The organism is Collinsella sp. UBA1693 (assembly GCF_002320115.1).
GTDB lineage: Bacteria > Actinomycetota > Coriobacteriia > Coriobacteriales > Coriobacteriaceae > Collinsella > Collinsella tanakaei.
Genome location: NZ_DCJT01000010.1, coordinates 553,734 through 575,975, shown reverse-complemented (window position 1 = coordinate 575,975; position 22,242 = coordinate 553,734). Strand labels below are relative to the sequence as shown.

General features: G+C 63.0%; 17 protein-coding genes. 6 read left to right on the top strand and 11 right to left on the bottom strand.

Annotated elements, in window-relative coordinates; genetic code table 11:
- Window positions 1–87 precede the first annotated feature (87 nt).
- On the bottom strand, window positions 88–1,341 hold the full coding sequence (locus tag B3H65_RS06980) for a histidine kinase dimerization/phospho-acceptor domain-containing protein (protein ID WP_286684673.1): 1,254 nt from the start codon (window positions 1,339–1,341) through the stop codon (window positions 88–90).
- Between the two features lie 9 nt (window positions 1,342–1,350).
- A complete protein-coding gene (locus tag B3H65_RS06975) occupies window positions 1,351–2,037 on the bottom strand; it encodes a response regulator transcription factor (protein ID WP_286684672.1) in 687 nt (228 codons plus the stop codon).
- Window positions 2,038–2,383: 346 nt separating this feature from the next.
- Here B3H65_RS06975 and B3H65_RS06970 point away from each other — a divergent pair, with 346 nt between their 5' ends.
- On the top strand, window positions 2,384–3,016 hold the full coding sequence (locus B3H65_RS06970; protein WP_286684671.1) for a helix-turn-helix domain-containing protein: 633 nt from the start codon (window positions 2,384–2,386) through the stop codon (window positions 3,014–3,016).
- Window positions 3,017–3,131: 115 nt separating this feature from the next.
- Window positions 3,132–4,064, top strand: a complete 933-nt coding sequence (locus B3H65_RS06965) for a D-2-hydroxyacid dehydrogenase (protein ID WP_286684670.1) — start codon at window positions 3,132–3,134, stop codon at window positions 4,062–4,064.
- 99 nt (window positions 4,065–4,163) lie between these two features.
- Here the strand turns inward: B3H65_RS06965 and B3H65_RS06960 are convergent, their stop codons facing one another.
- The 3 genes from B3H65_RS06960 to B3H65_RS06950 form a co-directional block, all read right to left on the bottom strand.
- Complete coding sequence (locus B3H65_RS06960) at window positions 4,164–4,580, bottom strand: peptide deformylase (protein WP_286684669.1); 417 nt, start codon at window positions 4,578–4,580, stop codon at window positions 4,164–4,166.
- A 131-nt stretch (window positions 4,581–4,711) separates the two neighbouring features.
- Window positions 4,712–5,665, bottom strand: a complete 954-nt coding sequence (locus tag B3H65_RS06955; protein WP_286684668.1) for a ketopantoate reductase family protein — start codon at window positions 5,663–5,665, stop codon at window positions 4,712–4,714.
- A gap of 94 nt (window positions 5,666–5,759) precedes the next feature.
- The gene (locus tag B3H65_RS06950; RefSeq protein WP_286684667.1) at window positions 5,760–7,424 is read right to left on the bottom strand and encodes a M18 family aminopeptidase; all 1,665 of its coding nucleotides are present in this window, start codon (window positions 7,422–7,424) and stop codon (window positions 5,760–5,762) included.
- An 882-nt stretch (window positions 7,425–8,306) separates the two neighbouring features.
- On the opposite strand from B3H65_RS06950, the gene B3H65_RS06945 reads away from it, so the two are divergent.
- Window positions 8,307–9,386, top strand: coding sequence for a 6-phosphofructokinase (locus tag B3H65_RS06945; RefSeq protein WP_117679598.1), 1,080 nt, complete (start codon window positions 8,307–8,309; stop codon window positions 9,384–9,386).
- A gap of 137 nt (window positions 9,387–9,523) precedes the next feature.
- Here the strand turns inward: B3H65_RS06945 and B3H65_RS06940 are convergent, their stop codons facing one another.
- The 3 genes from B3H65_RS06940 to B3H65_RS06930 form a co-directional block, all read right to left on the bottom strand.
- Window positions 9,524–9,829, bottom strand: coding sequence for a Txe/YoeB family addiction module toxin (locus tag B3H65_RS06940; protein WP_286684666.1), 306 nt, complete (start codon window positions 9,827–9,829; stop codon window positions 9,524–9,526).
- 2 nt (window positions 9,830–9,831) lie between these two features.
- Window positions 9,832–10,083 carry a type II toxin-antitoxin system Phd/YefM family antitoxin gene (locus B3H65_RS06935; protein ID WP_009141393.1) on the bottom strand — a complete coding sequence of 84 codons (252 nt, stop codon included), beginning with the start codon at window positions 10,081–10,083 and terminating at the stop codon, window positions 9,832–9,834.
- Between the two features lie 79 nt (window positions 10,084–10,162).
- Window positions 10,163–10,720, bottom strand: coding sequence for a GNAT family N-acetyltransferase (locus B3H65_RS06930; protein ID WP_286684665.1), 558 nt, complete (start codon window positions 10,718–10,720; stop codon window positions 10,163–10,165).
- Between the two features lie 232 nt (window positions 10,721–10,952).
- On the opposite strand from B3H65_RS06930, the gene B3H65_RS06925 reads away from it, so the two are divergent.
- Complete coding sequence (locus tag B3H65_RS06925) at window positions 10,953–12,047, top strand: AAA family ATPase (RefSeq protein ID WP_286684664.1); 1,095 nt, start codon at window positions 10,953–10,955, stop codon at window positions 12,045–12,047.
- A 388-nt stretch (window positions 12,048–12,435) separates the two neighbouring features.
- Window positions 12,436–15,543, top strand: a complete 3,108-nt coding sequence (locus tag B3H65_RS06920) for a transglutaminaseTgpA domain-containing protein (RefSeq protein ID WP_286684663.1) — start codon at window positions 12,436–12,438, stop codon at window positions 15,541–15,543.
- 495 nt (window positions 15,544–16,038) lie between these two features.
- Here B3H65_RS06920 and B3H65_RS06915 read toward each other — a convergent pair whose 3' ends face one another.
- The 3 genes from B3H65_RS06915 to B3H65_RS06905 all read right to left on the bottom strand — a co-directional run bounded on the left by B3H65_RS06915 (window position 16,039) and on the right by B3H65_RS06905 (window position 21,675).
- Complete coding sequence (locus B3H65_RS06915) at window positions 16,039–16,893, bottom strand: DegV family protein (protein WP_286684662.1); 855 nt, start codon at window positions 16,891–16,893, stop codon at window positions 16,039–16,041.
- 318 nt (window positions 16,894–17,211) lie between these two features.
- Window positions 17,212–20,964: an FtsX-like permease family protein gene (locus tag B3H65_RS06910; RefSeq protein ID WP_286684661.1), complete on the bottom strand. Its 3,753-nt coding sequence runs from the start codon at window positions 20,962–20,964 to the stop codon at window positions 17,212–17,214.
- A gap of 9 nt (window positions 20,965–20,973) precedes the next feature.
- Window positions 20,974–21,675, bottom strand: a complete 702-nt coding sequence (locus B3H65_RS06905) for an ABC transporter ATP-binding protein (protein WP_286684660.1) — start codon at window positions 21,673–21,675, stop codon at window positions 20,974–20,976.
- A 207-nt stretch (window positions 21,676–21,882) separates the two neighbouring features.
- On the opposite strand from B3H65_RS06905, the gene B3H65_RS06900 reads away from it, so the two are divergent.
- On the top strand, window positions 21,883–22,239 hold the full coding sequence (locus B3H65_RS06900) for a TetR/AcrR family transcriptional regulator (protein ID WP_286684659.1): 357 nt from the start codon (window positions 21,883–21,885) through the stop codon (window positions 22,237–22,239).
- Window positions 22,240–22,242 lie beyond the last annotated feature (3 nt).

Genomic DNA, 22,242 nt, shown 5'->3' with positions numbered 1-22,242 from the left:
GCACGGCACGCGGGGTGCCGTCTGATTGGCATTCAAAACTACGACGTTACGTCTGGGTCAACGCTCTCATTTTTTGGACGAGGAGCTTCACAGTTCCTCCCCATTCGTCACGGGAGACGTGGCGGAACTTGCAACGGGGACAGCGAGGCCATCGCCCGCATCCACGTTCGCTCCGATGCCCGCATCCACGCTGCCGCACGCATTCCCACCGTTGCCCATATCCTCACCGTTGCCCATATCCGCATCGGTACCTACATCCACACCGGGATCCAGTGAGGAAAGCAGCGTGCATGCCATACCCGCCATTTGGTCCACGTCTTCTCGCATGTTGAAAAGCCAGCGCTCCTGCGAGGCCACGGTTTGGTCCGCGTGCGCGTCCAGCACATCCAGGGCAGACGTCAGCGATGCCAGGGGCGTCTTGAGCTCATGAGAGGCGCGGCCCACAAAGCGCTGCTGCGCCTCCCACGCGGCGGCGGCCGGAGCCAGCGCGCGGCCAATCACCGCGCGGCACGCCAGCACCAGCAGCACGCAACCCACCGCGCCCACCGAAGCCAGCGCGACGGCAAGGCTGGTCAGATTGGTCAAAGAGGGCGTCTGGTCCACAAACACGAAGGCGCGCGCCGCGATAAGGCCCTCGTCCGCATAGGCGCTCAGGTCATCGTCCTCATAAAAACTCACTACATCGCCGCCGGGATTCCCCATGCCCCTGGGGTTGACGCAGAGCACGTAGGTGCTCCACAGCCAGGTGGTGGGGCCGGCCTGGGCGGTGTGGGTCGCCGTCTGCGTCGCCTCGTGCGAGGCTGGCGCATCGGACGCGCGCCCGTGAACGGCATCAATCGCCCCCTGCACCAACCCGACCGCGTCATCGCGGCTCATGATGACCTCTTGCGGCTCGCCCCACTGCGGGGCGATTGCAAACTTCACGGTTCCATCTGCCAGCTCCAGCAGCACAAAGGGGCGCCATGCCGCGACTAGCCCCGGTGACGTGCGATCTTCCGACTTAATCGCCGCCGCGTAGCTAGCCGACCCATGCGCGAGCGCGTCTTGCGACGCCGCGTACCTTGCCTGGGCTTGGACCAGCGCCTGGTCAACCGTGGGGACGCCGCCCTGCAGCGCCTGCGGCGTCAGCTCCAAACTGTTGGCAACCACGTCGCTCATGGCAGCGACGTTGCCCTGGCGCGACGTGTGCGCGGCGACGCCCCACGCACCCATCAGGCAGATAACCAAAATCGCGCAGGTAAGCGCACTAGAAAGCAGAATAAGGTTGCGACGCGTCTTTGCCAGATGGCCGGGCACGCGCACGCGAGCGGTCTTGCGAGCGGTCTTTTTTGCGCCAAACACAACGCCACCTCATTTCTCATGCAACCTGTAGCCCTTGCCGCGCACCGTATCTATGGCCGCTGGCGCGCCGGTTCTGGCGATCTTTTCGCGCAGCGCGTGCATCAACACTTCCAGGCGGTTCCCCGCGCCCGTCGCATACGGTCCCCACACGCGAGCAGCAAGGGCATCTTTTGCCACCACGCGCCCGCCCGCGCGCATAAGTGCCTCGAGCAGCGCCGCCTCTTTAGGGGTAAGTTCAACGTCGTCGCCTTCGCCGTCAGCTATGGCGTGGACGATGAAAGAGCGCGCATCTAGCACCAAGCCCGCCACCGCAAGCGAGCCATCGTCCACAATCTCACGCGGACGGCGCAGCAGGGCGCGCATGCGGGCAAGGAGCTCGCTGGCGTGAAACGGCTTGGGCAGGTAATCGTCCGCACCAGCATCGAGCCCGGCCACGCGATCCGCCACCGCATCGCGCGCGGTCAGCAAGATCACCGGCGTGGCGTCGCCCGCAGCGCGCAGCCCGCGCAACACGTCGATGCCGCTGCCATCTGGCAACATGATGTCGAGTAAGATCATGTCATAGGCGCCCGACGCCGCCAGCTCCTCCGCTTGGGCACACGTTGACGCAACGTCCACCAGATAGCGCTCGCCGCACAGAATCTCCGCCACGGCCTGTGCCAGGCGCGGCGCATCTTCTACCAGCAACACCCTCATGGCGCGTCACGCCCCTTTCCCTTGCACAGAAGGCCTGGCCGCAAGCTTCGTCCGCCCCGCAGACCACCGTACGTCTTTGGACAAATCCTTGGACAATTTCCTCGTCCAAATGCTCACCCTACAAGATACGCGAGCAACCTGAGGAAAAGCTGAGAAACCACCAACGGTGCAACGGCGCTCCACGGCGTTGCGATGGAACCCAAGTCTACGCAGCGTAGGTGGCGCGCGGTCGCGAACGCCAGCATAATGGTCGGCGAGCATCGATGTTGACCACCAACAAAGCGCAAACCGGCCTTGCGGTATTCGCCGGGATCACCCCGCCACTTTCACCTTACAGGAGGCATCCGTGAACACCTATCTAGCAGCAGATACCATACGCACCCTGCGCGAGGCACGCGCACTTACCCAGCGCGAGCTCGCAACCGCCGTGGGCGTGACGGACAAAGCCGTGTCCAAATGGGAGTCCGGGCGCGGCCTGCCGGACATTTCGCTGATAGAGGGACTGGCGGCGGCACTGGGCGTCTCCGTGGCGGAGCTCCTGAGCGGCGATGTGCGCCAAAACGCCAACCGCGCGGGCAACATGGCGCGCAGCCGCTTTTACGTGTGCCCCATCTGCGGCAACGTGGTCCATGCCATGGGCGAGGGGTCGTTTAGCTGCTGTGGAAGCCAGCTGCTGCCCCAAGAGGCGGAGACGCCAGATGACGCGCATGCCTTTACCATCGAGCGGATAGAGGACGATTGGTACGTGACGCTTGATCATCCCATGACAAAGCAGCACTTCATCAGCTTTGCCGCCTACGTCACCACAGACGGACTCCACCTCAAGAAGCTCTATCCGGAAATGCAGGCGCAGGCGCGTTTCCATATCACGGGTCCGGGCACCATCTACCTGTTCTGCAACCGGCACGGCCTGTTTGCCCAGCGCACTCCCAAGATCGCGCGCCCTTCATCGGCAGGTAAACTCCCCGCGCCACGCTAAGGGTCGCCGCTTTACACGCGGGCGGCAGCGGTACCATTACGCATGGGGCGCAAGCACGCGCGAGCGCATGTGCCAGCAGCCCCTTTTGCCAACCGCTTTGTGAGGAGACCCCCTGGTGAACGTTCTTGTCCTGCCTCCGTTCAACGCCGCCCAAAAAACCGTCCTCGAGGCGGGCGCGCCGGGCGCAACCTTTGTCTACAGCGATTATCACAGCGCGACCGACGAGCAGATCGCCGCGGCGGACGTTATTGTGGGAAACCTCTCCCCCAAACGCCTGGACAAAGCGACCCATCTGCAGCTGCTGCAGCTCAACTCCGCCGGATACGACAACTATGCCGCAGCGGAGACGCTGCCCCGCGGTGCGCGCGTATGCTGCGCGGTGGGCGCGTACGGCCAGGCGGTTTCCGAACACATCTTCGCTATGGTCCTCGCCATGATCAAGCGCCTGCCCGCCTACCACACCGACCAACTCTCCCACACATGGAGCGACCACGGCCCCGTCACCTCGCTGCGAGGCGCGCGCGTACTGGTGATGGGCACCGGCGACATCGGCACGCACTTTGCCCAACTCTGCCGGGCCATGGGCGCCAACGTCACCGGCATAAGGCGCTCTGCCGTAGACGCCCGCCCGCCTTTTGAGCGCATGGTCACCATGGATCAGCTATATAGCGAGCTGCCCCGCGCAGACGTGGTCGCCTCGTTCTTGCCCAGCGATGCGACCACCCGCGGCCTTGCGGACAAGCGCTTTTTCAGCTCCATGCCAGCCGGCTCGTTTTTCGCCAACGGTGGACGAGGAGACCTTGTTGTGGCAGATGACCTTATCGAAGCGCTCTCATGCGGGCACATCGCCGGCGCCGCGTTGGACGTAACCGCGCCCGAGCCCCTGCCGGCAGACCACCCGCTATGGGAAGCGCCGGGCGTGCTGATCACACCTCACATCTCCGGCAACTTCCACCTACCCGTGGTGCTGGACAACATCGCCGCGATCGCAGCGGAGAATCTGGCGCACCTGGCCGCGGGCGAGCCCCTGCGCAACCACGTGCTATAGCTATAAGAAGGGTCCGCCCGGCTCAGGCAGAACCGGGCGGACCCTTCAGGCAATTCATTTTGAGCGCGCGAAAACGCCTCGCATGCGCATGCGCCCAGGCTAGACCAGCTTGCCCTGGCAGTGGTCGATGCCGTGCTGGACGCACTGGGCGGCCCAGTCCTGGAAGGTGCGGGTGCGCGGCACCAGCTGATCGCCCACCAGCTCCTGGAACGCGACGCGAACGGTCTGGAAGCGCTTGACGTTGGAGGTGGTTTCCAGGCTCAGGCAGCCCTCCATGGTCTTGAACGGCTTCATGCCGGCCATAATCTTGGGGTTGTAGAGAACGAAGACGTGGCCCTTCTGCTCGTAGGCGACGATGGCCTTGTTCACGCCGATCTGGTTGGCGGCCAGGCAGGCGCAGTCCTCCAGCGAGTTCATGGTGTCGATAAGGTCCTGGGCGACGGCGGCGTCCTCAGCGGTGGCCGGCTCGGCAACCTGCGACAGCAGAATCTGATCGTGAACAATCTCCTTGATCATGGAAATCCCTTCGAATGCTCCGGGCGCACCCCGGCTGGATGGTAATGCTAACCACTAGATAATACACAAAACCCCAAGGAGCATGGTTGTGCGGAGGGCATACGCCCAACCTCAGCACAAACCACCGTGCATCATTCCCAGCGAAGCCCCTCGTCCAACTCGTCCATATACGCCGCCTCTATCTGAGCGACGCGGTCGTATAGATAGCGGTTCTGCGGCACCAGGATGCCGTGGCGGTCCGCCAGGCGAATAATAGTCCCGGCGAACTGATCGACCTCTGAGCGCTTGCGGTTGATGCGGTCCTGCGCCATGGACGGCATGCCGGCGGGGTCGAGCGACTCCACCATGGCGACCATCTGCAACAGGTCCTCTTCGTCCAAATCAACGCCCTCCGCGTGCGCCACGGCGATCGCCTCGCGCATGGCGGCGATAAAGCAGCGGTTTTGCTCGCCTGGAGCCGCGATGCTGCCGTACGTGCCGCCAAAGACCATGCACGTTTGGTTAAGGCCCACGTTGAGCATAAACTTGACCCACTGCCGACGGCGAATGTCCGCCTCGATCGCATGCGAAATGCCCGCGCAGGCCAAAAAGTCCGCGATCTGGTCGACCACGCCCGGAGCGGTTGCCGGCGCGGGGCCAAGACGAATCTCGCCCGGATGCGTATAGGTGAGCGCGTTGTCGATAAAGACGGCGTCCATGCCCTGCGCCACGCTAAGCACCGTGTTCTCCCACCCAAAGCGCTGGGCGATCGCCTCTTCGCTAGTGATGCCGTTAAGCAGCGAGATGATGCGCGTCTGGGGACCCACGCAGCTCTCCATGGTGACAAGCGCCTGCTCAAGTCCGGTCGCCTTGATCGCCAGAATCAGCAGGTCGACCGGCTCCTCTTCCGCGGCGATCGAGGCGCCCACGGTGCGGATGCGGCACGGACGGCCGTTGATGGTGAGGGCATCTTCCGCGTGGCGGGCCAGCCGGTCATCGTCCATAACATATTCGACCGCGTCCGGACCGATGTTGCGCGCAATGAGGCTGCCGTACAGCAACCCCACCGCGCCCTTGCCAATAATCGCCGCCTTCTTGATATGCACGGTTCCCCCGTTTCGCATTGGTTTTTCCTACATGGATACCGCCGGCGCTGCGAAGCGCCGCAGCGCGCCAAAATCCGCCCGCCTGTCGCAGCGCTTACGCCAGCAACGCCGCCTGCGCCCCGTCGATATGCACATCCGCCTCGTAGAACGCCTCGAATGCCGCGATGGCGTGCGCGACGTCGCGGGCACCGGCCGTCTCATAGGACGAGTGCATAGCCAGCTGCGCGCAGCCCACATCAACGCCATGCATGCTGACCTGCATATTTGAAAGGTTGCCCAGCGTGGAGCCACCCGCCATGTCGCTCTTGTTGGCGAAGGTTTGGCGCGGAACGCCGGCGCGGTCCAGCAGCGCCGCGAAAACCGCGCGGCTGAAAGCGTCCGTGCAGTACGCCTGGTTTGCCGCCTCCTTGATCACCAGCCCGCCGTTGAGCACGCAGCGGTTGCGCTCGTCGGCGCGCTCGGAACGGTTGGGGTGCACGGCGTGCGCGTTGTCGCAGCTCACCATAAACGATGCGGCGAGCGCGCGGCGCAGGTCTTGGGACGAGAAGCCCAGCGACTGGTTGATGCGCTCCAGCGTGTCGCGCAGCAATGTGGACATGGCGCCCTGCTTGGTGTTAGAACCAACCTCCTCGTTATCAAAACAGCAGTACACGGAGATGCGGTTCTCCAACGGCGCCCCTACCTGCAAAAATGCGCTTAACGAGGTATAGGCGCACATAAGGTCATCCAAGCGCGGGGAGCTAACGAACTCCTCGCCCTCGCCCCAGACCTGCGCGGGCTGCAGGTTCACCAGGAACAGGTCGCGCGCAAGCACTTGGTCCGGACGCACGCCCAGCTCGCGGGCAACGAGGGCGTCGAACGCACCAGCCTTGAGCTCGCCCGCGGAGAACAGCGGGCAGAGATCGACCTGGCGATTGGGCGCGAAGCCCTTGTTGACCTCTCGATCCATGTGAATGGCGAGGCTTGGGATGATGGCGACGGGACGGTCGATGAACAGCAGGCGGCTGTGGATAGCCACCGGCGTGACGGCGGCGTCCGCGCCGGCAGCGCCATCCGCGCCCTCCTCGTCCATATCTTCACGCACCAGCACGCGGCCAGCCAGACCCAGCGGACGGTCGAACCAGCTATAGTCGATCATGCCGCCGTAGGCCTCGACGTTGAGGCGCAGCGATTCGCCCGCGCCGTCCAACTCCGGCACCGCTTTGACCTTGAACGTGGGCGAGTCGGCGTGCGACGCGGCGACTTGGAAGTGATACGCGGGGCAGTCGAGTTCGTCCGCGAAGCGAAAGTCCGCTTGCTGCGCGCCCGCGGCGGGCGCCGGGACGCCCTCGCCCACTTGCCAGGCGATGACGCTTGAACCGTTGCGCTGGGTGTAGTACGCCCCGCCCGGCTCGAGGTCCCACGCGGCGGATTCTGGCAGATAGGTGAACCCGGCATCGTCCAGCCAGTCGCATATCGACGCGGCGGAATGGAACATGCTGGGACTCGCCTCGATGAAGTCGAGCATATCGCGCGCGATCTCCGTGTCCGTGGGGTCGACGTCCTCGGGGTCGCCGTCCGCGGCGGCGCCTGCGCTTGGGTGCGCCGTGCCGTCCGCGGGGCCGCCGGTGAAGTCGCCTGCGAGGTCGAGCTCTGCATCTGCGAAGTCGACCTCTTCGCCGAGGAAGTCGGTCTCTACATCCGAAGCATCGTAGCCCTCGTCCACGCGCGAAGCGCCCGCGCGACCGTCACGACCGCCAGCATTATATGTTGTATTCATACGGTCCCCCTTCTACCTGCAGCGATGGCGGGTCGCACATCAAACAGCGAGGTCTCCACGGCTGCAGAATAACTTGCACGGCGCGTTAGTGCGCCGTGTTGACCGCTCTTGATTATCGTCCATATCGCCCGCGCTGAACATGAGGATTGGACGGGGCTGTGAAGCACCATACGCGAGCCATGCGCGACCAGGTTGAAGCGCGGTGGATGGAGTGAACGCGCGGGCCACGGTGATTAGTCGGAATGTTGCGGACGAGAAGCTTCGCATGTTGAAAGATCTCGTAGCCCGAAGGGGCGCGGTGTCAAAAAACGACTTAGTGCGGAAAGGCGGGCATGTCAAAAAACGCGTTAGTGCGGAGGTTAGGACAAATAGTGCGTTAGTGCGGACTGGAGGCTGCCCGGCGCGGATTATATATGCATCGAGCGCTATCACCCGAGCCTTCTAGCTGGGGTGGTGCGAACGCCCTATTCATAAGGTACCCTTGCTATACCTCGTCCTTTCCGCACTAACGCATTATTTGTCACGCTCGGGTCCGCACTAAGCGACTATTTGTCCTAACCTCCGCACTAAGCCATTATTTGGCACTCGCCGTGATCCCCGCACCCGGCAGCGCCCGCTCGTAGCCGCGCGAGGGCACCCCTCAACAGCACTCAAACGTAAAATCCCTAACAGGAACTCGTCAAGATTGGCGCCAACGCCCCACGCGGCATAAGGTTTGTGCCAAACTAGAAAGAATCTGCAAGAGTGGCGCCGCACCAAACCGCGCGCCCACGCCGGCACGCGGCTTAAGCACGCGCTTGAACTCGCGCCTAAGCACGCACGACAGCGCCCGCCAACGTGAGACCGCCGGCGCACACCATTTGAACCCTTGGGGGAGGAACCATGCCCAGGATTGGACTTCTTACCAGCGGCGGCGACTGCCAGGCGCTGAACGCCACCATGCGCGGCATCGTCAAGACCATGATCAACAACGCCCACGAGCCCGTTGAGATCTACGGCTTCAAGGACGGCTACCAGGGCCTTATCTACGGTCGCTACGACCTTATGAAGCCCAGCGACTTCAGCGGCATCCTCACTCGCGGCGGCACCATTCTGGGCACCAGCCGCACGCCGTTCAAGCGCCTGGACACCCCGGAGGAGGACGGCGTCGAGAAGGTCCCCGCCATGGTGAAGACCTATCAGAAGCTGCGCCTGGACTGCCTGTTCATGCTGGGCGGCAACGGCTCCACCAAGACCGCCAACCGCCTGCGCGAAGAGGGCCTCAACGTCATCGCCCTGCCCAAAACCATCGATAACGATACCTTTGGCACCGACCTCACCTTTGGCTTCACCAGCGCCGTCGAGGTCGCGACCCGTTGCATCGACGACATCCACACCACCGCGTCCAGCCACGGCCGCGTCTTTGTCATCGAGATCATGGGCCACAAGGTTGGTTGGATTCCGCTGTACTCCGCCGTCGCCGGCGGCGCGGACGTGTGCCTGATTCCGGAGATCCCCTACGACATCGCCAACGTTCAAGCCGCCATCGAGCGCCGCATGGAGGCGGGCAGCCGCTTCACCATCGTGGTGGTGGCAGAGGGCGCCATCTCCAAGCAGGACGCCGCCCTGTCCAAGAAGGAGTACAAGGCCAAGCTGGCCGAGCGCACCTCCCCCTCCATCGCCTACGACCTGGCCCACCAGATCGAGCAGGCGACCGGCCGCGAGACCCGCGTCGCCATTCCCGGCCACACCCAGCGCGGAGGCGCGCCCGACGCCCAGGACCGCATCTTCGCGTCCCAGTGCGGCGTCGAGGCTGCCCTGGGTGCGCTTGAGGGCGAGTACGGCTTCATGGTTGCCCAGCGCAACGGCAGCATGTGCCGCGTGCCGCTTGAAGAGGTCGCCGGCAAGCTCAAGTACGTCGACCCGCAAAGCGACCTGGTACGCGAGGCTCGCGCCTTGGGCATCAGCTTTGGCGATGAGTAGCACCCGTTTTTGAACGAGGATCCGCTAACGCAACGCAAGGGCCCCGCAGGTTGTCGAGGAATGCCTATTCCTCAAGACAACCCGCGGGGCCTTTTTTCTAGCGGTAGCCGCTAGGGATTGATAGCGTCAAACGACCTTTATTTCATTGACTGCACGTCGTTATAATGACTCCACATTCTCACAATCTTTACAGTTCCGATGTACTCAATTCCCTCTTTTACATGAGCTTCTCTTGCGACCTCATATACCAACCTATGCTGAAGATTGATTCTTCGCGAATATAATCCTGCAAGATTTCCTACAAGCGCTTTATATGAAGGAGGCTGACCAAAGGGGTCTTTCCTAACCACTTCAATTAAGTGCTTTGCCTTTGCGTCGAGACCTGCCGCTTTGAGATTCTTCGCATCCTTGACGGCCTGTTTGGTGAATACGACGTCCCACATCGTCACCACTCCAAAGCGCTCTCATCAACACATTCGGCTGCAGGTTCCTCCATCCCGGCAATCAACGACTCGTACATTCCCGGAATACCTGTAAGATACAGGGTTTCCTCGATTGCCGCCCACTCGTCCTCGCCAATCAGTACAGCGCCTTTACCTTTACTATTTGTAATAGAAACAGGTGCACAATCCTCATTAACGCGAGAAATAAGATTGTAGAGGTCTTTCCTTGCGGCTGTTGCAGTAATGGAACCCATGATGCCTCCATGCCCGTACGTAATAACGTACGTCTACTTTACCGTACGTTATTACGTACGTCAACGCAACTCACAAATCTTATAAGGAGCCCTGGTCCACGCGCTTCTCCATAATGTAGTCGTCCATAACAAAGCCCTGGCCAATGTCCATCTCGACGGCATCGATGACCTCAAAGCCCTTGCCCTTGTATGCACGAATGCCCAGCACGTTGCCCTTGTTGACGGTAAGGTACATGGCGCGCAGACCGCGCTTGCGGCACAGGTCCTCGTAAAACGCGATCACGCCGCTGGCGAAGTGGCACCCGCGCTCGCAGGCGCGCAGGTAGATCTTAGAGATGAAGAAGCGCCCGGTCTTTGGCTCAACGTAGCCGCCGGTGTAGCCGACCACGCGGCCATCGTCCGGGGCGAGCACAAACCAGTACTCGTACGCGGAGCTCGCCATATCACGACGGATGGCGCTGGCGGTTTGGAAGCGCTCGACCATGTAGCGGGTCTGGGCCTCGCCAATATGCGCTGGCCAATACTCAAACCAAATCTCGTGCGCAAGCTTAGCCAAGCGCTCGATATCCGCATCGGTCTCAACCGGTTGCAAGCCCGGCATCGCAAGCGCGCGCTGCTGCGCAGCGTTCTCGTCCATAAAACCTCCCCCGGCGGCGCCGCGAAGCGCACACTACCCCTACGCTCCTCCTAATGATGCGCCACGCAAGAGGTCGCGGGCGCGTCTTCCGCACAATTTACCAACCTATTAAGGAACGCGCGGACGCGCATACCCGCGCGCGCCAAGGGGCATCATGCTTATATGTTGCGCAACAATACCAGCCCCGGGCGGCCGCTCACCCCCGCGCCGTCCGGAGCCCTTGGGAGTGAATATGATGCACCTTGGATCGCTATCCAACCAGCCCGACCGCGCGGGCAACCACCCCGTTGCCGAGCGCCGCGCCGCCACGGGAACCCGCGTCGCCGCGCGCGTGGTTTCGGACGAGGACCTACACTTTGCCCGCGACCTTATCGCCCGCATAGCTGATGCCCTAGAGCAGGTGCTTTGCTGCCGACGCCCCGCGATCGACCTGGCCGTGATGACCATGATCGCCGGCGGGCACCTGCTGATAGAAGACGTACCCGGCACCGGCAAGACCACTCTGGCGCGCGCCCTGGCCCGTACGGTGCAGTGTGACATGGTGCGCATCCAGTTCACCTCCGACATGCTGCCCAGCGACCTTACCGGCGTCTCAGTGTTCAACCAGCAGACCCAGGAGTTCACCTTTCACCCAGGACCGCTCTTTTCGCAGGTAGTGCTTGCGGACGAGGTCAACCGTGCCAATCCCAAGGCGCAGGCCGCCATGCTGGAGGCCATGGAAGAGCGCCGCATCTCCGTCGACGGCGTCACGCGCGAGCTGCCGCGCCCGCACCTGGTGATCGCCACGCAGAACCCCATCGAGATGGAGGGCACCTACCCTTTGCCCGAGGCGCAGCTGGACCGCTTTATGACGCGCATCAGCCTGGGCTACCCCTCGCCCGCCGCGGAAGCGCAGATGGTGATGTCGCCCAGCGGCAGCGACCCGCTTGAGCGCCTGGAGCCCGTCTGCACCGCCCAAGAGCTGCTGGCAGCCACGCGCATCGCCGCGCAGATTAAGGTATCTCCCCAGGTGGCGGACTACGCCGTGGCCCTTCTCACCGCCACGCGCACCAGCCCGCAGATCGCCTTGGGCGCCTCGCCGCGCGCGGGCCTGGCGCTGCTTGCCATGAGCCGCGTGCGCGCGCTGGCCCTGGGGCAAGAAGCGGTCTACCCCGGCGACGTTCGCGCCATGGCGCTGCCCGTGCTCTCGCACCGCATCCGCTTTGCAAGCATGAACGCCCGCACCGCTACCATCGACCAGCAGCGCGACGCACTGGCCCGCGTGCTGCAGCAGGTCCCGGCCCCCAATCCGCCCGCGCCGACGGACACCCCCAACAACGCCAAGTAGGCCGCCATGAAGCGCCGCCCCGCACATACGCCGCCCGTCCTCGCGCCCACGGCGTATAGGTGCGCTGCGGCGGTGCTGGGCGCCGTCCTCTACCTAGTCGCCGTGCAGACGGGCTCGGACGCGTGCATGGCGGGCGCGCTGGCAATCCTGCTTTCGCACATCGTCTCCCTGGACGTGGCGCTGTCCGCGTTTTTAGACGAGAAATGGCGCGGTAAAGCGGAGCGCACGCACAGAGCAGCCCGCATGGTGCATAGAATCGCCCGCGCATCCGCTGATCGCCGCGAGCGCATCACCTACAAACGCATCGACCAGATGGGGCGCGTCGTCGCCACGTTGACCCTTGGGCTGCCTCCCCGTGAGCGCGGCGTCTACCAGGAGAGCGACAAGCTTGTCACCACAACGGGGCCCCTTATGGCTGTGGCGCTCGAACACACGCACCACCATGGATGGCGAGCTTTTGCGCCCGCCCGCCAACGTGGATGCAAGCGGTGCCGCGGGCGCAGCCGCGCTTGCGCAGCACGGCCCCGGCGCGCAGGTCGCCAGCGAGCTCGACACCTCGTTGGTGCGCCCCTACCAACGCGGCGACCAAATGAACGCAATCGCCTGGCGCCAGACCGCCCACCACGGCAGGCTCATGTCATTTGAGCACCGCCGCATCACGCACGCGCGCGTACTGGTGGTCCCCGATACCTCGTCCGCAACCAGCCCCGCAGACGCGGACGCGCTCGCATCCCACACGCTCGCAATCTGGGAATCCATCCAGCGCTCGGGCAGAGCAGGCTCCGTCCGGTTGCATGCCTTCCTTGCAGACGGCGAGGTTCAACTGGACGATGACGCATCCGTTTCCCGCTACTGCGCGGCGCTGTATCCAGAGCCGACGCAAGACGCGACGGATGCACGCGCGCGAGCGCAGCACGTTATCGACACCGCCCATGCCGTGCGCGCGGGGCAGATCATCTTCATCACCGTAGATGAAAACTCGCAGATGGCCCACGCGCTTGCCGCAAGCGATTTGGCGCACTTGATAACCGCCATCGAGGCTAAAGCCGCAGCGCAGGACAAGGATGAGCAAGAGAGCGCGGACACAGGCACAGGCACGAACGCAAACGCAGGGGCAGACGCAGCTCCGGCGCAAACGCATCCCATCGCACGGACGCTATACAGCGTTCTTATTTGCGCCGCGACCTTCTACCCGCTGCTGCTTTTAGTGCAAACCATGGGAAAGATGTTCTCGCCCGGCGAATGGAACATGACCGCGCTCTACGCGTTTGGCCTTGTGTGCGCAGAGGCTGCCCTCATGGAAGCCTTGCCGCCCTCGTCCGCAGCGAACACCCGGCGCGCGTCGAAGCCTCGGCGTATTCCCATAACCGCGGCGCAGGCGGCCCGCATCGCCCTGCTTGTAGCCACCACCGTCGCCCTGCTGGCGCTCGGCGCCATCACAGCGCGGCAAACCTTGAGCCAACGCGCCGACTTCGCCCTTTTCAAACAGATCTACGAGCAGCCCGCCATGCTAGGGTCGCTGCAGCTTGACGGGCCCATCGCCCCCATCATCAATATCGTTACCATCGGCGTGGACACGCTGTATTACGGCCAATGGGTGCCCATCAACGTTGGCTTTGCGGGCGACGCGGCTCTGGTCATCATTTGGTGCGCTATCGCCATGGCGCTCAGGCCGCTGCTTCTTAGCCGGCGATCCCGCCCGCTTGTCGCCGCAGCTCCCCTTATCGCCCAGGCGGCCGCCTTTCTACTTATGGGCGAGTCCGCACACCTGCCGCAAGCGGGTGCGACCATTCTCTGCGGGCTCATCCTCGCCGCGCTCTCCCACCTGCCAAAGGACGCGATGTGCGCGGACGCCCCCAGATCAAAGGGCCTCCTCGTCCGCGCTATCACAAGCGCGAGCATCGCCAGCATGGTCGCCATCGCCGCCGCGGCAGCGGCACCCGCCGCCATCAACGTTAACCCGGCCTCACCGTTCGAAATCATCCCCCGGCAGGGCATCTTATCCAACGGCGCCATCAACCCTGTGCTCGACCTCAAGCGCGACCTTACGCGCCCGGGCAAATCGATCGCGCCGACCTACCGGGCAAACGTTGCGCAGACGGGCGCAAGTGACGGCACCGTGAAGACCCATGGGTCACTCTACCTGCGACTCACCACGCTGGGGTCGTTCAACAGCGGCACGTGGGTGATGGGCCAAAACACCGCCGCAACGGGCGTTGCCCTAGACGAGGCATCGCCCGCGCTTTCCGCTTTCGCCAATGCGGAACGCCTCAACAGCGCGGCAATCGGCGAGGTAAAGACGGTGCAGGCGACCATCTCGCTCGATAACGTATCGAGCGCCCACCTGCCCGTTCCCTCTAACTCGTTCAACATAACGCTGGCAGATGATATGGACGATGCCGGCGAGCAGGAGCGCGACAACGCGCGGGCCGCTATGGATAAGCTCATGTGGTCACAAGACGGCGGCGCCGGGACGCGCGACGGCTCCAACGTCCCCAGGGGCTTTAGCTATACGGCAACCTGCGCCTACCAAGCCCCCGTAAGCGAGCCTGACCAGCTTGACCAGATCACGAGCATCGCCAGCCGTCTGAATGCCCAAGTCGTTGCGCAAGAAGACGGCGACACCAGCGCCCTTTCGCAGGGACAACCGGATCGCGGCTATCTGTATCTAGACCAAGCTTTGCCAGATGAACTGCAAGAGCTTATCGACACCGCGCGCGCAAACGGCATCGCAGAGGTTCCCGCCATACGGCGCGATGCCGACACTTCCTTGAACGCAGACGGCCTTTCCCCGCGGCAAGCAGCCCAGATAGCAGCCATGCGCTACCTGGTGGATTATTTTGCAAACGGTGACTTTACCTACTCGGTCGATGCACCGGACGGCAGCGGGTCCAACAACCTCCAAATCATCGCCAATTTGCTCCAGGAGCGGCGGGGTTACTGCGTTCACTACGCCTCCGCGTTGGCTGTGCTGGGCCGCGCGCTCGGCGTTCCCACGCGGCTGGTCCTGGGCTACCGGGCCAACGCGGACGGCGCCGCGATCGCCCTGGAAAACGGCGTTGAAGTCGTAACGTACCAGGCAACCAACCATGACCTCCACGCATGGACGGAAGCGTTCATCGACAACGTGGGCTGGGTCTCTTTTGACGTGACGCCCTCCATCGCCCAGAGCGACCCCGCCCTCGACGCCGGCATAACGTGGAGCCCCTGCGACACGGAAGAAGACATCGCCAGGTCCATCGCTAGCGCACTGGATGATACGGCAGCGACAACCGCGCTCTTCCAGATAAGCCGGGGCATGTGCGCGATGCGCTATGGCGGCGAAAGCTTAACTGCACAGCTAACAAACGATCTGTCAGCGCTACTTGGCAGCGCCCTTGCCGCCATCGACGCATACGCACGCCGCACCGACGGCGCCCGCAACGCCATGGCTCGCGCGAACCGCCGGCTTGTGCCCGCATCGCTCTTCGCCCAGCGGCACATCAGGCAGCGTTAAATCGATGGTATTCAATTAGCTCTTATACTTCAGCGATTATATACGTACTTTCTTATACGTAAAAAACCGCTATTGTTCGGCTTGGTCAATGAGGTGCTCCTGGCGGGCTGGCGCGTTGCTGCAAATGAGCCATCGAGCTAACGCTGAGCGCTCAAGGCGGGCAAAAACCCAACATCGGCACCTCGAACCATCATCAAGGCCCTTCTGCGAGAGCCCAAACCACCTTTTTGCCGGCATATCGACCACAGCGCGCTCCCACTCGACCCCTTATTAGAGCCAAAACGCCATTCATGGTCTTGTATTCCCCGCCTGAAGCCTTTCAATTGCCATCCCGATCCGGCACGGCAGGAACCTCATGCTCCAATCCAAGGAAAAGGCGCCACGGGTTCGCCCCGCAGCGCCTCACATGAGTCGATTATGCGTCTGGAGTCCTTTGCAAGAATCATTCCAGACGAGCGCTAGAAAACCAGGCGCACGCCGCGCCCGCTTCTCGCCCTACGCCTGCTTCTCCATCACGGCACCAAAGGCACATGGACCGCAGTGGCTGGAAACCATGCCGCCAACCTCTACCCAGTCGAAGCTCTTAAAGCCCAGCTTGGTCACGTACTCCTCCACGGCATCCTTGATATCCTGACCCAAGCCGTCGGAATACGCCAAGCCGATGCGCCCCATATTCACCGGACCCTCGCTCATAAGGTGATCGATAAAGTGCAGGGCGGCGCGCTTCATGGAGCCGCGCAGCTTCTTGGTCACCACAAAGTTGCCGTCAACCAGCTCGATAACGGGCTTGATCTTAAGCAGGTGCGCGCCCAGGAACTGCGTATTGGACAGGCGCCCGCCCGCGCGCAGGTACGCCAGGTCACTGGGGACAAAGCCCAGCAGCACGCGATCGCGCATGGACTCAATAAACGCCAGCACGTCATCGACGGTGGCGTCTGGGTGCTCCTCGATAAACTGCGCGGTGCGAACAACCACCAGCGACTGGCCGATAGATACGCTCTTGGTGTCGATGGAAACAACGTAGTGACGGCCCTGGGCGGCGGTAAGCGCGGACGCGTAGCTGCACGTTGTCACGGACGAGTAGGCCACGTGCAGTATGGTCGCATCCGGATACTCCTCGTGAAGGCGATCGAACATGGTCACAAAACCATGCAGCGTGGCGGCGCTGGTCTTGGGCATGACGCCAAGTGCGCGGGAGCGCTCGTAAACCTCGTGCCCGCTGATGGTGCCGTCGTCCATGGTCTCGTCACCAATGATGACATGCATGGGGACGATGTGGATGTTGTAGCGCTCGCGGACCTCGACGGGAATATCCGCGCCTGACTCCGCAACAATGACGAACTTGCTCATGGTCAACCCTATCTTCCCAATCGCGCCGCCCGATGCAGCGGCACGCCAAAAGCTGGATACCCATAAGTCCCCTTGCAGCGACGGGACAAAGCATCCAGCAGCGATCTCGCGTCTATTCTACACAGTCCGCGCGGGTTGTAGATATTTGGTAACACGTACGTGCGCTAGTATTCCGCGAACGTTCGGCGATTACGTTCATTGCTGGACAAACGGGGCGAAACCGGTTTCCCAGCTTCGCCCCGCCACTTTCGTTGTCTATGTGCAACCGGCCTGCAGACTCTGTTGCGGACGTAGCATGCAACCCTGCGCGGCCCTGCGCTACTCCGCGCTCTTGAGCGCGCCAACCATGTCAACGCGGTCGAGCGAACGGTTGGTGATCGCGTTGATGATCAGCGTGAACAGCAGCGACATTGCAGCCGCGATCGCGTACGTGGGCAGCTCCACAAGGGTGTCGAAGTACAGCGACGGCATCCTCAAAATCACCGTGAGCGCACGCGTGATGGCATAGCCCAACGGGAACCCAGCGACGATGCCGACCAGCGTCAAAATGACGGTCTCCTTGTTGATGTAGCGGTACACCTCGCGCCGGCGGAAGCCCAGCACCTTAATGGTGGCCAGTTCGCGCTCGCGCTCGGAGATGTTGGTGGTCGAGAGCGTGAACACCACGGCGAACGCCAGCGCCGCCGCCATCACGGTCACCACGTAGACCACCACGTCGATAATCTTGAAGCTCTCGGAAAAGTCGTTGGCGATGCGCGCGGTGCTGGACACGGTCATAAAGAGATCGTCCGCAGCAAGCGTGTCCGCAAAGGCGATCTGCGCGCCATCGTCCCCGTTGAGCAGCGCCAAAAACGCGTTGGGCGCCGCGTCCTGCCCAAAGGCGTCGCGGTACGTGCTTTGGTCCATGAAGACAAAGTTGCCCAGGTAATTAAGGACGATGTCATCTATGCGCACCTCGCCCTGGCGCAGCGAGGAGTCCTGCAGCGTCACGCTATCGCCCAGCGCGAACCCCAACACCTGCTCGGCGTTCTTGGTGATAAGGGCGCTGCCCGCGGGCACCGTGAGCGCGCGGCCGTCCAAGCCCTCCATCTTAAGGTAGGACGAGAGGTCCGTGCCGTCCGGCACCACCATGATCTGCACGCTCTCGCGCACGCCGCCAAACTCCGCGGTCACCGAGTCGATGCGAAGACCCAGCAGCTCGTCCACCTCATCGGCATCAAGCAGCTCGTCGCGCGCGGCGGCGTAATCATCGTCCGCGCTCACCGCCATAAGGTCGTAGCGCACCACGCCCGCCTCACCGTACTGGCGCGGTTTGAGCGAGATCACGGTGTCGCGAATGCCCAGGCCGCAGATCAAAAGCGCGGTGCACCCGGCGATGCCGAAGACCGTCATGAAGAAGCGCTTCTTGTAGCGGAACAGGTTGCGCGCGGTCACCTTGTTGAGGAATCCCAAGCGCTTCCAGATGGGGGTGATGCGCTCCAGGAAGATGCGCGCACCGGCACGGGGCGCCTTGGGACGCATGAGCGATGCTGGGGTCTCTTTGAGCACCTGACGGCATGCGACGAACGTGGCACCCACAATGCCCACGGCGAAGAGCGCCACGCCCAGAAGCGCGCTGCCAAGATCGAAGTGGAACTGGAACGGCGGCAGGGCGTACATGGTCTTGAAGATGGTGAAGATGATGGCCGGCAGCGCCAAAAAGCCCAGCGCATCGCCCGCGATGCCGCCCGCGATGCACGCGGTTGCCGAGTAGATGAGGTACTTGGACTGAATGCGCGCACGCGAGTAGCCCAGGGCCTTGTACAGGCCGATGAGCCCGCGGTCCTCCTCCACCATGCGGGTTACGGTGGTAAGGCTGATGAGCACGGCCACAGTGAAGAAGATCACCGGAAACACCGTGGCGATAGCCTCGATAGAGCTTGCATCCGAGTTCACGCTGGCATAGCTGGGTAGCGCGCCGCGGTCCTGGATGTACCACACGGCGCCCTCCATGTCGCGAACCTCCTCGCGCGCGTCATCGATCTCGCGCTCGGCGTCGGCGCGTTGCTCGTTGTACTCGTCGCGGTTGGCGTCGAGTTCCGCCTGGCCGTCCTTGAGCTCAAGCTCGCTTGACTCCAGCACGGCGCGGGCGTCTTGCAGCTTTTGCAAAGCAGACGTGCGCTCGGTCTCAAAGGTGGCGGCAGATGAATCGAGCTTGCGCCGGCTCGCCTCGATCTGCGCTCGGCCGACAGCGATCTGCGCGGACGCCGCCTCAAGCTGGGAACGCGTGGCGGCAAGCTGCTCGCGCTGCGCGGCAAACTGCGAGTCCGCATAGCTCTGCTGCTGGTCAAGCTCCACAAAGCCGCCCGCGATGCGCGGCTCTGCCAGGGTCACGGCGGCGCGACCCTGCACCAGCCCAATATACGTCTTGGTCTGCTCTTCTATTTGGATAAGGGCCTGGTCGTATTGCGTCTGCAGTTCGGAGAGTTGCAGGCGCGCCGGGGCGATCTGCTCTGCAATCGCATCGCGCGCCGCCTCCAGCTGGGCCTTGGTCTGCTCGCAATCCGGCCGCTGCGGGTCAAGCTGCTCTATCTGCCCTTCAAGCTGGTCGATCTGGGCAAGCGGACCCTCCAGCTGCTGGTTCAGCTGCTCGATCGCGCTTTTAAGCTGCGCGGTGCTCTGCTCGCCGTACGCCTGCATCTGGGTGTTGATCATTTGGACGAGTTTTTCCACCGCGGCGGCCGACTGCTCCTCGTCCACCTGCGTGCACACGGTATTCCACAGGTCTTCCGGCCAATACGCGGCGGCGCCCATCTGCTCAAGCATCGCCTTGATCTGCGCGGCAGCATCATCGATCTGCTGCTTTTGCTGCTGCAGCTCCGCTTGCTTGAACTCCAGCTCCGCGCGGGCGGCGGCGATCTGCGCGTTAGCCTGCGCCTGCGCATCGTCAAGCTGGGCCTCGCCCGCGGCAAGTTGCGCCAACCCGTCGGTCACGGTCTTCTCGCTCGAATCGAGCTCCGCCTTGGCAGATGCCAGCTGCGCATAACCCTGCTCAATCTGCTTCTTTGCGGAATCAAGCTGCGACAAGGCAAGCTTCTCCTGCAAGGAATACTCGTCCCTACCCGCGGCAAGCTGATCCCAGCCGCCATTGAGCGTTCGCTGCGCCTCGCCAATCTTATCCGCTGCGTCATCGAGTTTTTCTCGCGCCTCGCGCTCGACCTTGTCCACCTTGTCCATCACTTCATCTTTAACCGCGGACGTGCGGGCATCCTCGCGCTCCTCGCGAATCTGCTCGGCCTCGTCCTTCACCTTGGCGATAAGGTCCTCATAGGCTGCCGAGTAGCTGGGCAGCTCGCGCGCGCCCGCAACAGAGAGGTAAGCGATGGTGAACACGTCCGGGTCCTCGACCGCGTCGCGCGTAAGGAAGAAGGCGTATTTGGTCGAGCTCGCCGTGCGGAAGCCCATGGTCGAGGTGTCGGAATTGACATCCATGGCATCGCGCACCACCGCGGTGATGGTGTAGGTGCCGCGTTTGAAAATCTCGCCGGACTCTTCATCCGCGGCCGAAGTGTCGCCGGAATCCGCAGCGGTTAAAGCGGACGATGTGGACGAGGAACGCTCGCCCTTGGAGAAGAACGTCAGTGTATCGCCCACGCCCTTGCCCGCGGCGGAGGCGTACTTGGTGGTGACGGCGATCTCGTTTGCTGCCCGGGGCAACTCGCCCTCCACCACCTGGGGCTGGTTGAGGCCCTGCGCGGATAGCGCCTTGAGATCGACTTTCTCATTGGAGCCGCCCACCCCCGTATAGGCGGTCTCCGTGTAGGAGCCCTCCGCAGCGTCGACATCGTCCAAATTTGCCAGCGCATCGATATCGCCCTGGGTGAGGCCAAGCGTGGACTGCACGGAGATGTCGAAGAGGTTTTGGTCATCGTAATAGGAATCCGCGGTGAGCCGCAGATCATCGCAGGCGGCTTTGAGGCCCACCAGCATGGCGGCGCCCAGCGCGCAGATGATGAAGATGGAGATGAATCGCTTGAGGTTGCCGGTGATGGTGCGGCGAACGTCCGTGGCGAAGGCTGATGGTCGTGACATGGCGCGCACCTACCACTCGATGCTGGCGATGGGCACGGGATTCGCGTTTTTCTTCATGGAGGTCACTCGCCCGCTTTTGAAACGGATGAGGCGGTCTGCCATGGGCGCCAGCGCGGAGTTGTGGGTAATGATGAGCACGGTGATGCCGTCGCAGCGGCAGGTGTCTTGCAACAGCTGCAGCACCTGCTTACCCGTTTGGTAATCGAGCGCTCCCGTGGGCTCATCGCACAGCAGCAGCTTGGGGTTCTTGGCGATGGCGCGCGCGATAGAGACGCGCTGCTGCTCGCCGCCGGAGAGCTGCGCTGGGAAGTTGGCCGTGCGCTTGGAGAGGCCCACCTTGGCCAGGCATTCCGCCGCATCCAGCGAGTCCGGGCAGATCTGCGAGGCAAGCTCGACGTTCTCCAACGCCGTAAGGTTGGGCACCAGGTTGTAGAACTGGAACACAAAGCCCACGTCCGCGCGACGATACTCCACCAACTGGTCCTCGCGCGCCCCTCCTATGTCGCGGCCATCCACCACCACGCGCCCGCTGGTCGCGGTGTCCATGCCGCCCAGGATGTTGAGCGCCGTGGTCTTGCCGGCGCCCGACGCGCCCAGGATCACCGCGAGCTCGCCGCGTTCGACCTCGAAGCTGGCCCCGTCCAGCGCGCGGACCTCGCCCTCGCCCGAACCGTATACCTTGGTAACGTCTGAAAACTCAATATAGGCCATCGCACTGCCCCGTTCATGCCCGCGAGCGGTGCGCGGCGGCATCGCTCGACAACCTGTTGTCTAATTGTTCAGTATAGTTGAGGGCAAACAGCAAGGCGCCATCCACTCGACAGCCCGGCGGGGATTGTCGAGTGGATGGAAGCGCGCGGCGGCGTGGCGCGACAACTCATCCGCGCGGCCGCCCAAACCTGCGTAAAGGGGCGAAACATGAAAAAGCAGCCAGCCGTAACCGAGCAGACGCGCGCCAACCTGCGCACGGCGTTTTGGAGCCTGTACCAGGAGAAGCCCACAAGCAAGATAACCGTGCGCGAGATCACCGACCGCGCCGGCTACAATCGCGCCACCTTCTACCTGTACTACCGGGATGTATACGACTTGTTCGAGCAAATCGAGCAGGAGATTTTGGACGATGTCGGGCGCCTGGTCGACCAGGGGCTCATGCGTCAGGAGACCTTGGATTTCTCACAGCATATGGGTCTGATTCTTCAACTTGCCCAGCGCTACGACGCATACGTGCCGCAGCTGATGGGCCCGCACGGAGACCCCTCTTCAGCATCCGCTTGAAGG

What these genes read in the sequence shown, in the direction of transcription:
- B3H65_RS06930 (WP_286684665.1), bottom strand. Translation starts at nt 10,720, where the DNA reads ATGGACGAGAACGCTGCGCAGCAGCGCGCGCTTGCGATGCCGGGCTTG.
- B3H65_RS06935 (WP_009141393.1), bottom strand. Translation starts at nt 10,083, where the DNA reads ATGGGTTCCATTACTGCAACAGCCGCAAGGAAAGACCTCTACAATCTT.
- B3H65_RS06900 (WP_286684659.1), top strand. Translation starts at nt 21,883, where the DNA reads ATGAAAAAGCAGCCAGCCGTAACCGAGCAGACGCGCGCCAACCTGCGC.
- B3H65_RS06910 (WP_286684661.1), bottom strand. Translation starts at nt 20,964, where the DNA reads ATGTCACGACCATCAGCCTTCGCCACGGACGTTCGCCGCACCATCACC.
- B3H65_RS06925 (WP_286684664.1), top strand. Translation starts at nt 10,953, where the DNA reads ATGATGCACCTTGGATCGCTATCCAACCAGCCCGACCGCGCGGGCAAC.
- B3H65_RS06905 (WP_286684660.1), bottom strand. Translation starts at nt 21,675, where the DNA reads ATGGCCTATATTGAGTTTTCAGACGTTACCAAGGTATACGGTTCGGGC.
- B3H65_RS06960 (WP_286684669.1), bottom strand. Translation starts at nt 4,580, where the DNA reads ATGATCAAGGAGATTGTTCACGATCAGATTCTGCTGTCGCAGGTTGCC.
- B3H65_RS06945 (WP_117679598.1), top strand. Translation starts at nt 8,307, where the DNA reads ATGCCCAGGATTGGACTTCTTACCAGCGGCGGCGACTGCCAGGCGCTG.
- B3H65_RS06915 (WP_286684662.1), bottom strand. Translation starts at nt 16,893, where the DNA reads ATGAGCAAGTTCGTCATTGTTGCGGAGTCAGGCGCGGATATTCCCGTC.
- B3H65_RS06940 (WP_286684666.1), bottom strand. Translation starts at nt 9,829, where the DNA reads ATGTGGGACGTCGTATTCACCAAACAGGCCGTCAAGGATGCGAAGAAT.
- B3H65_RS06975 (WP_286684672.1), bottom strand. Translation starts at nt 2,037, where the DNA reads ATGAGGGTGTTGCTGGTAGAAGATGCGCCGCGCCTGGCACAGGCCGTG.
- B3H65_RS06950 (WP_286684667.1), bottom strand. Translation starts at nt 7,424, where the DNA reads ATGAATACAACATATAATGCTGGCGGTCGTGACGGTCGCGCGGGCGCT.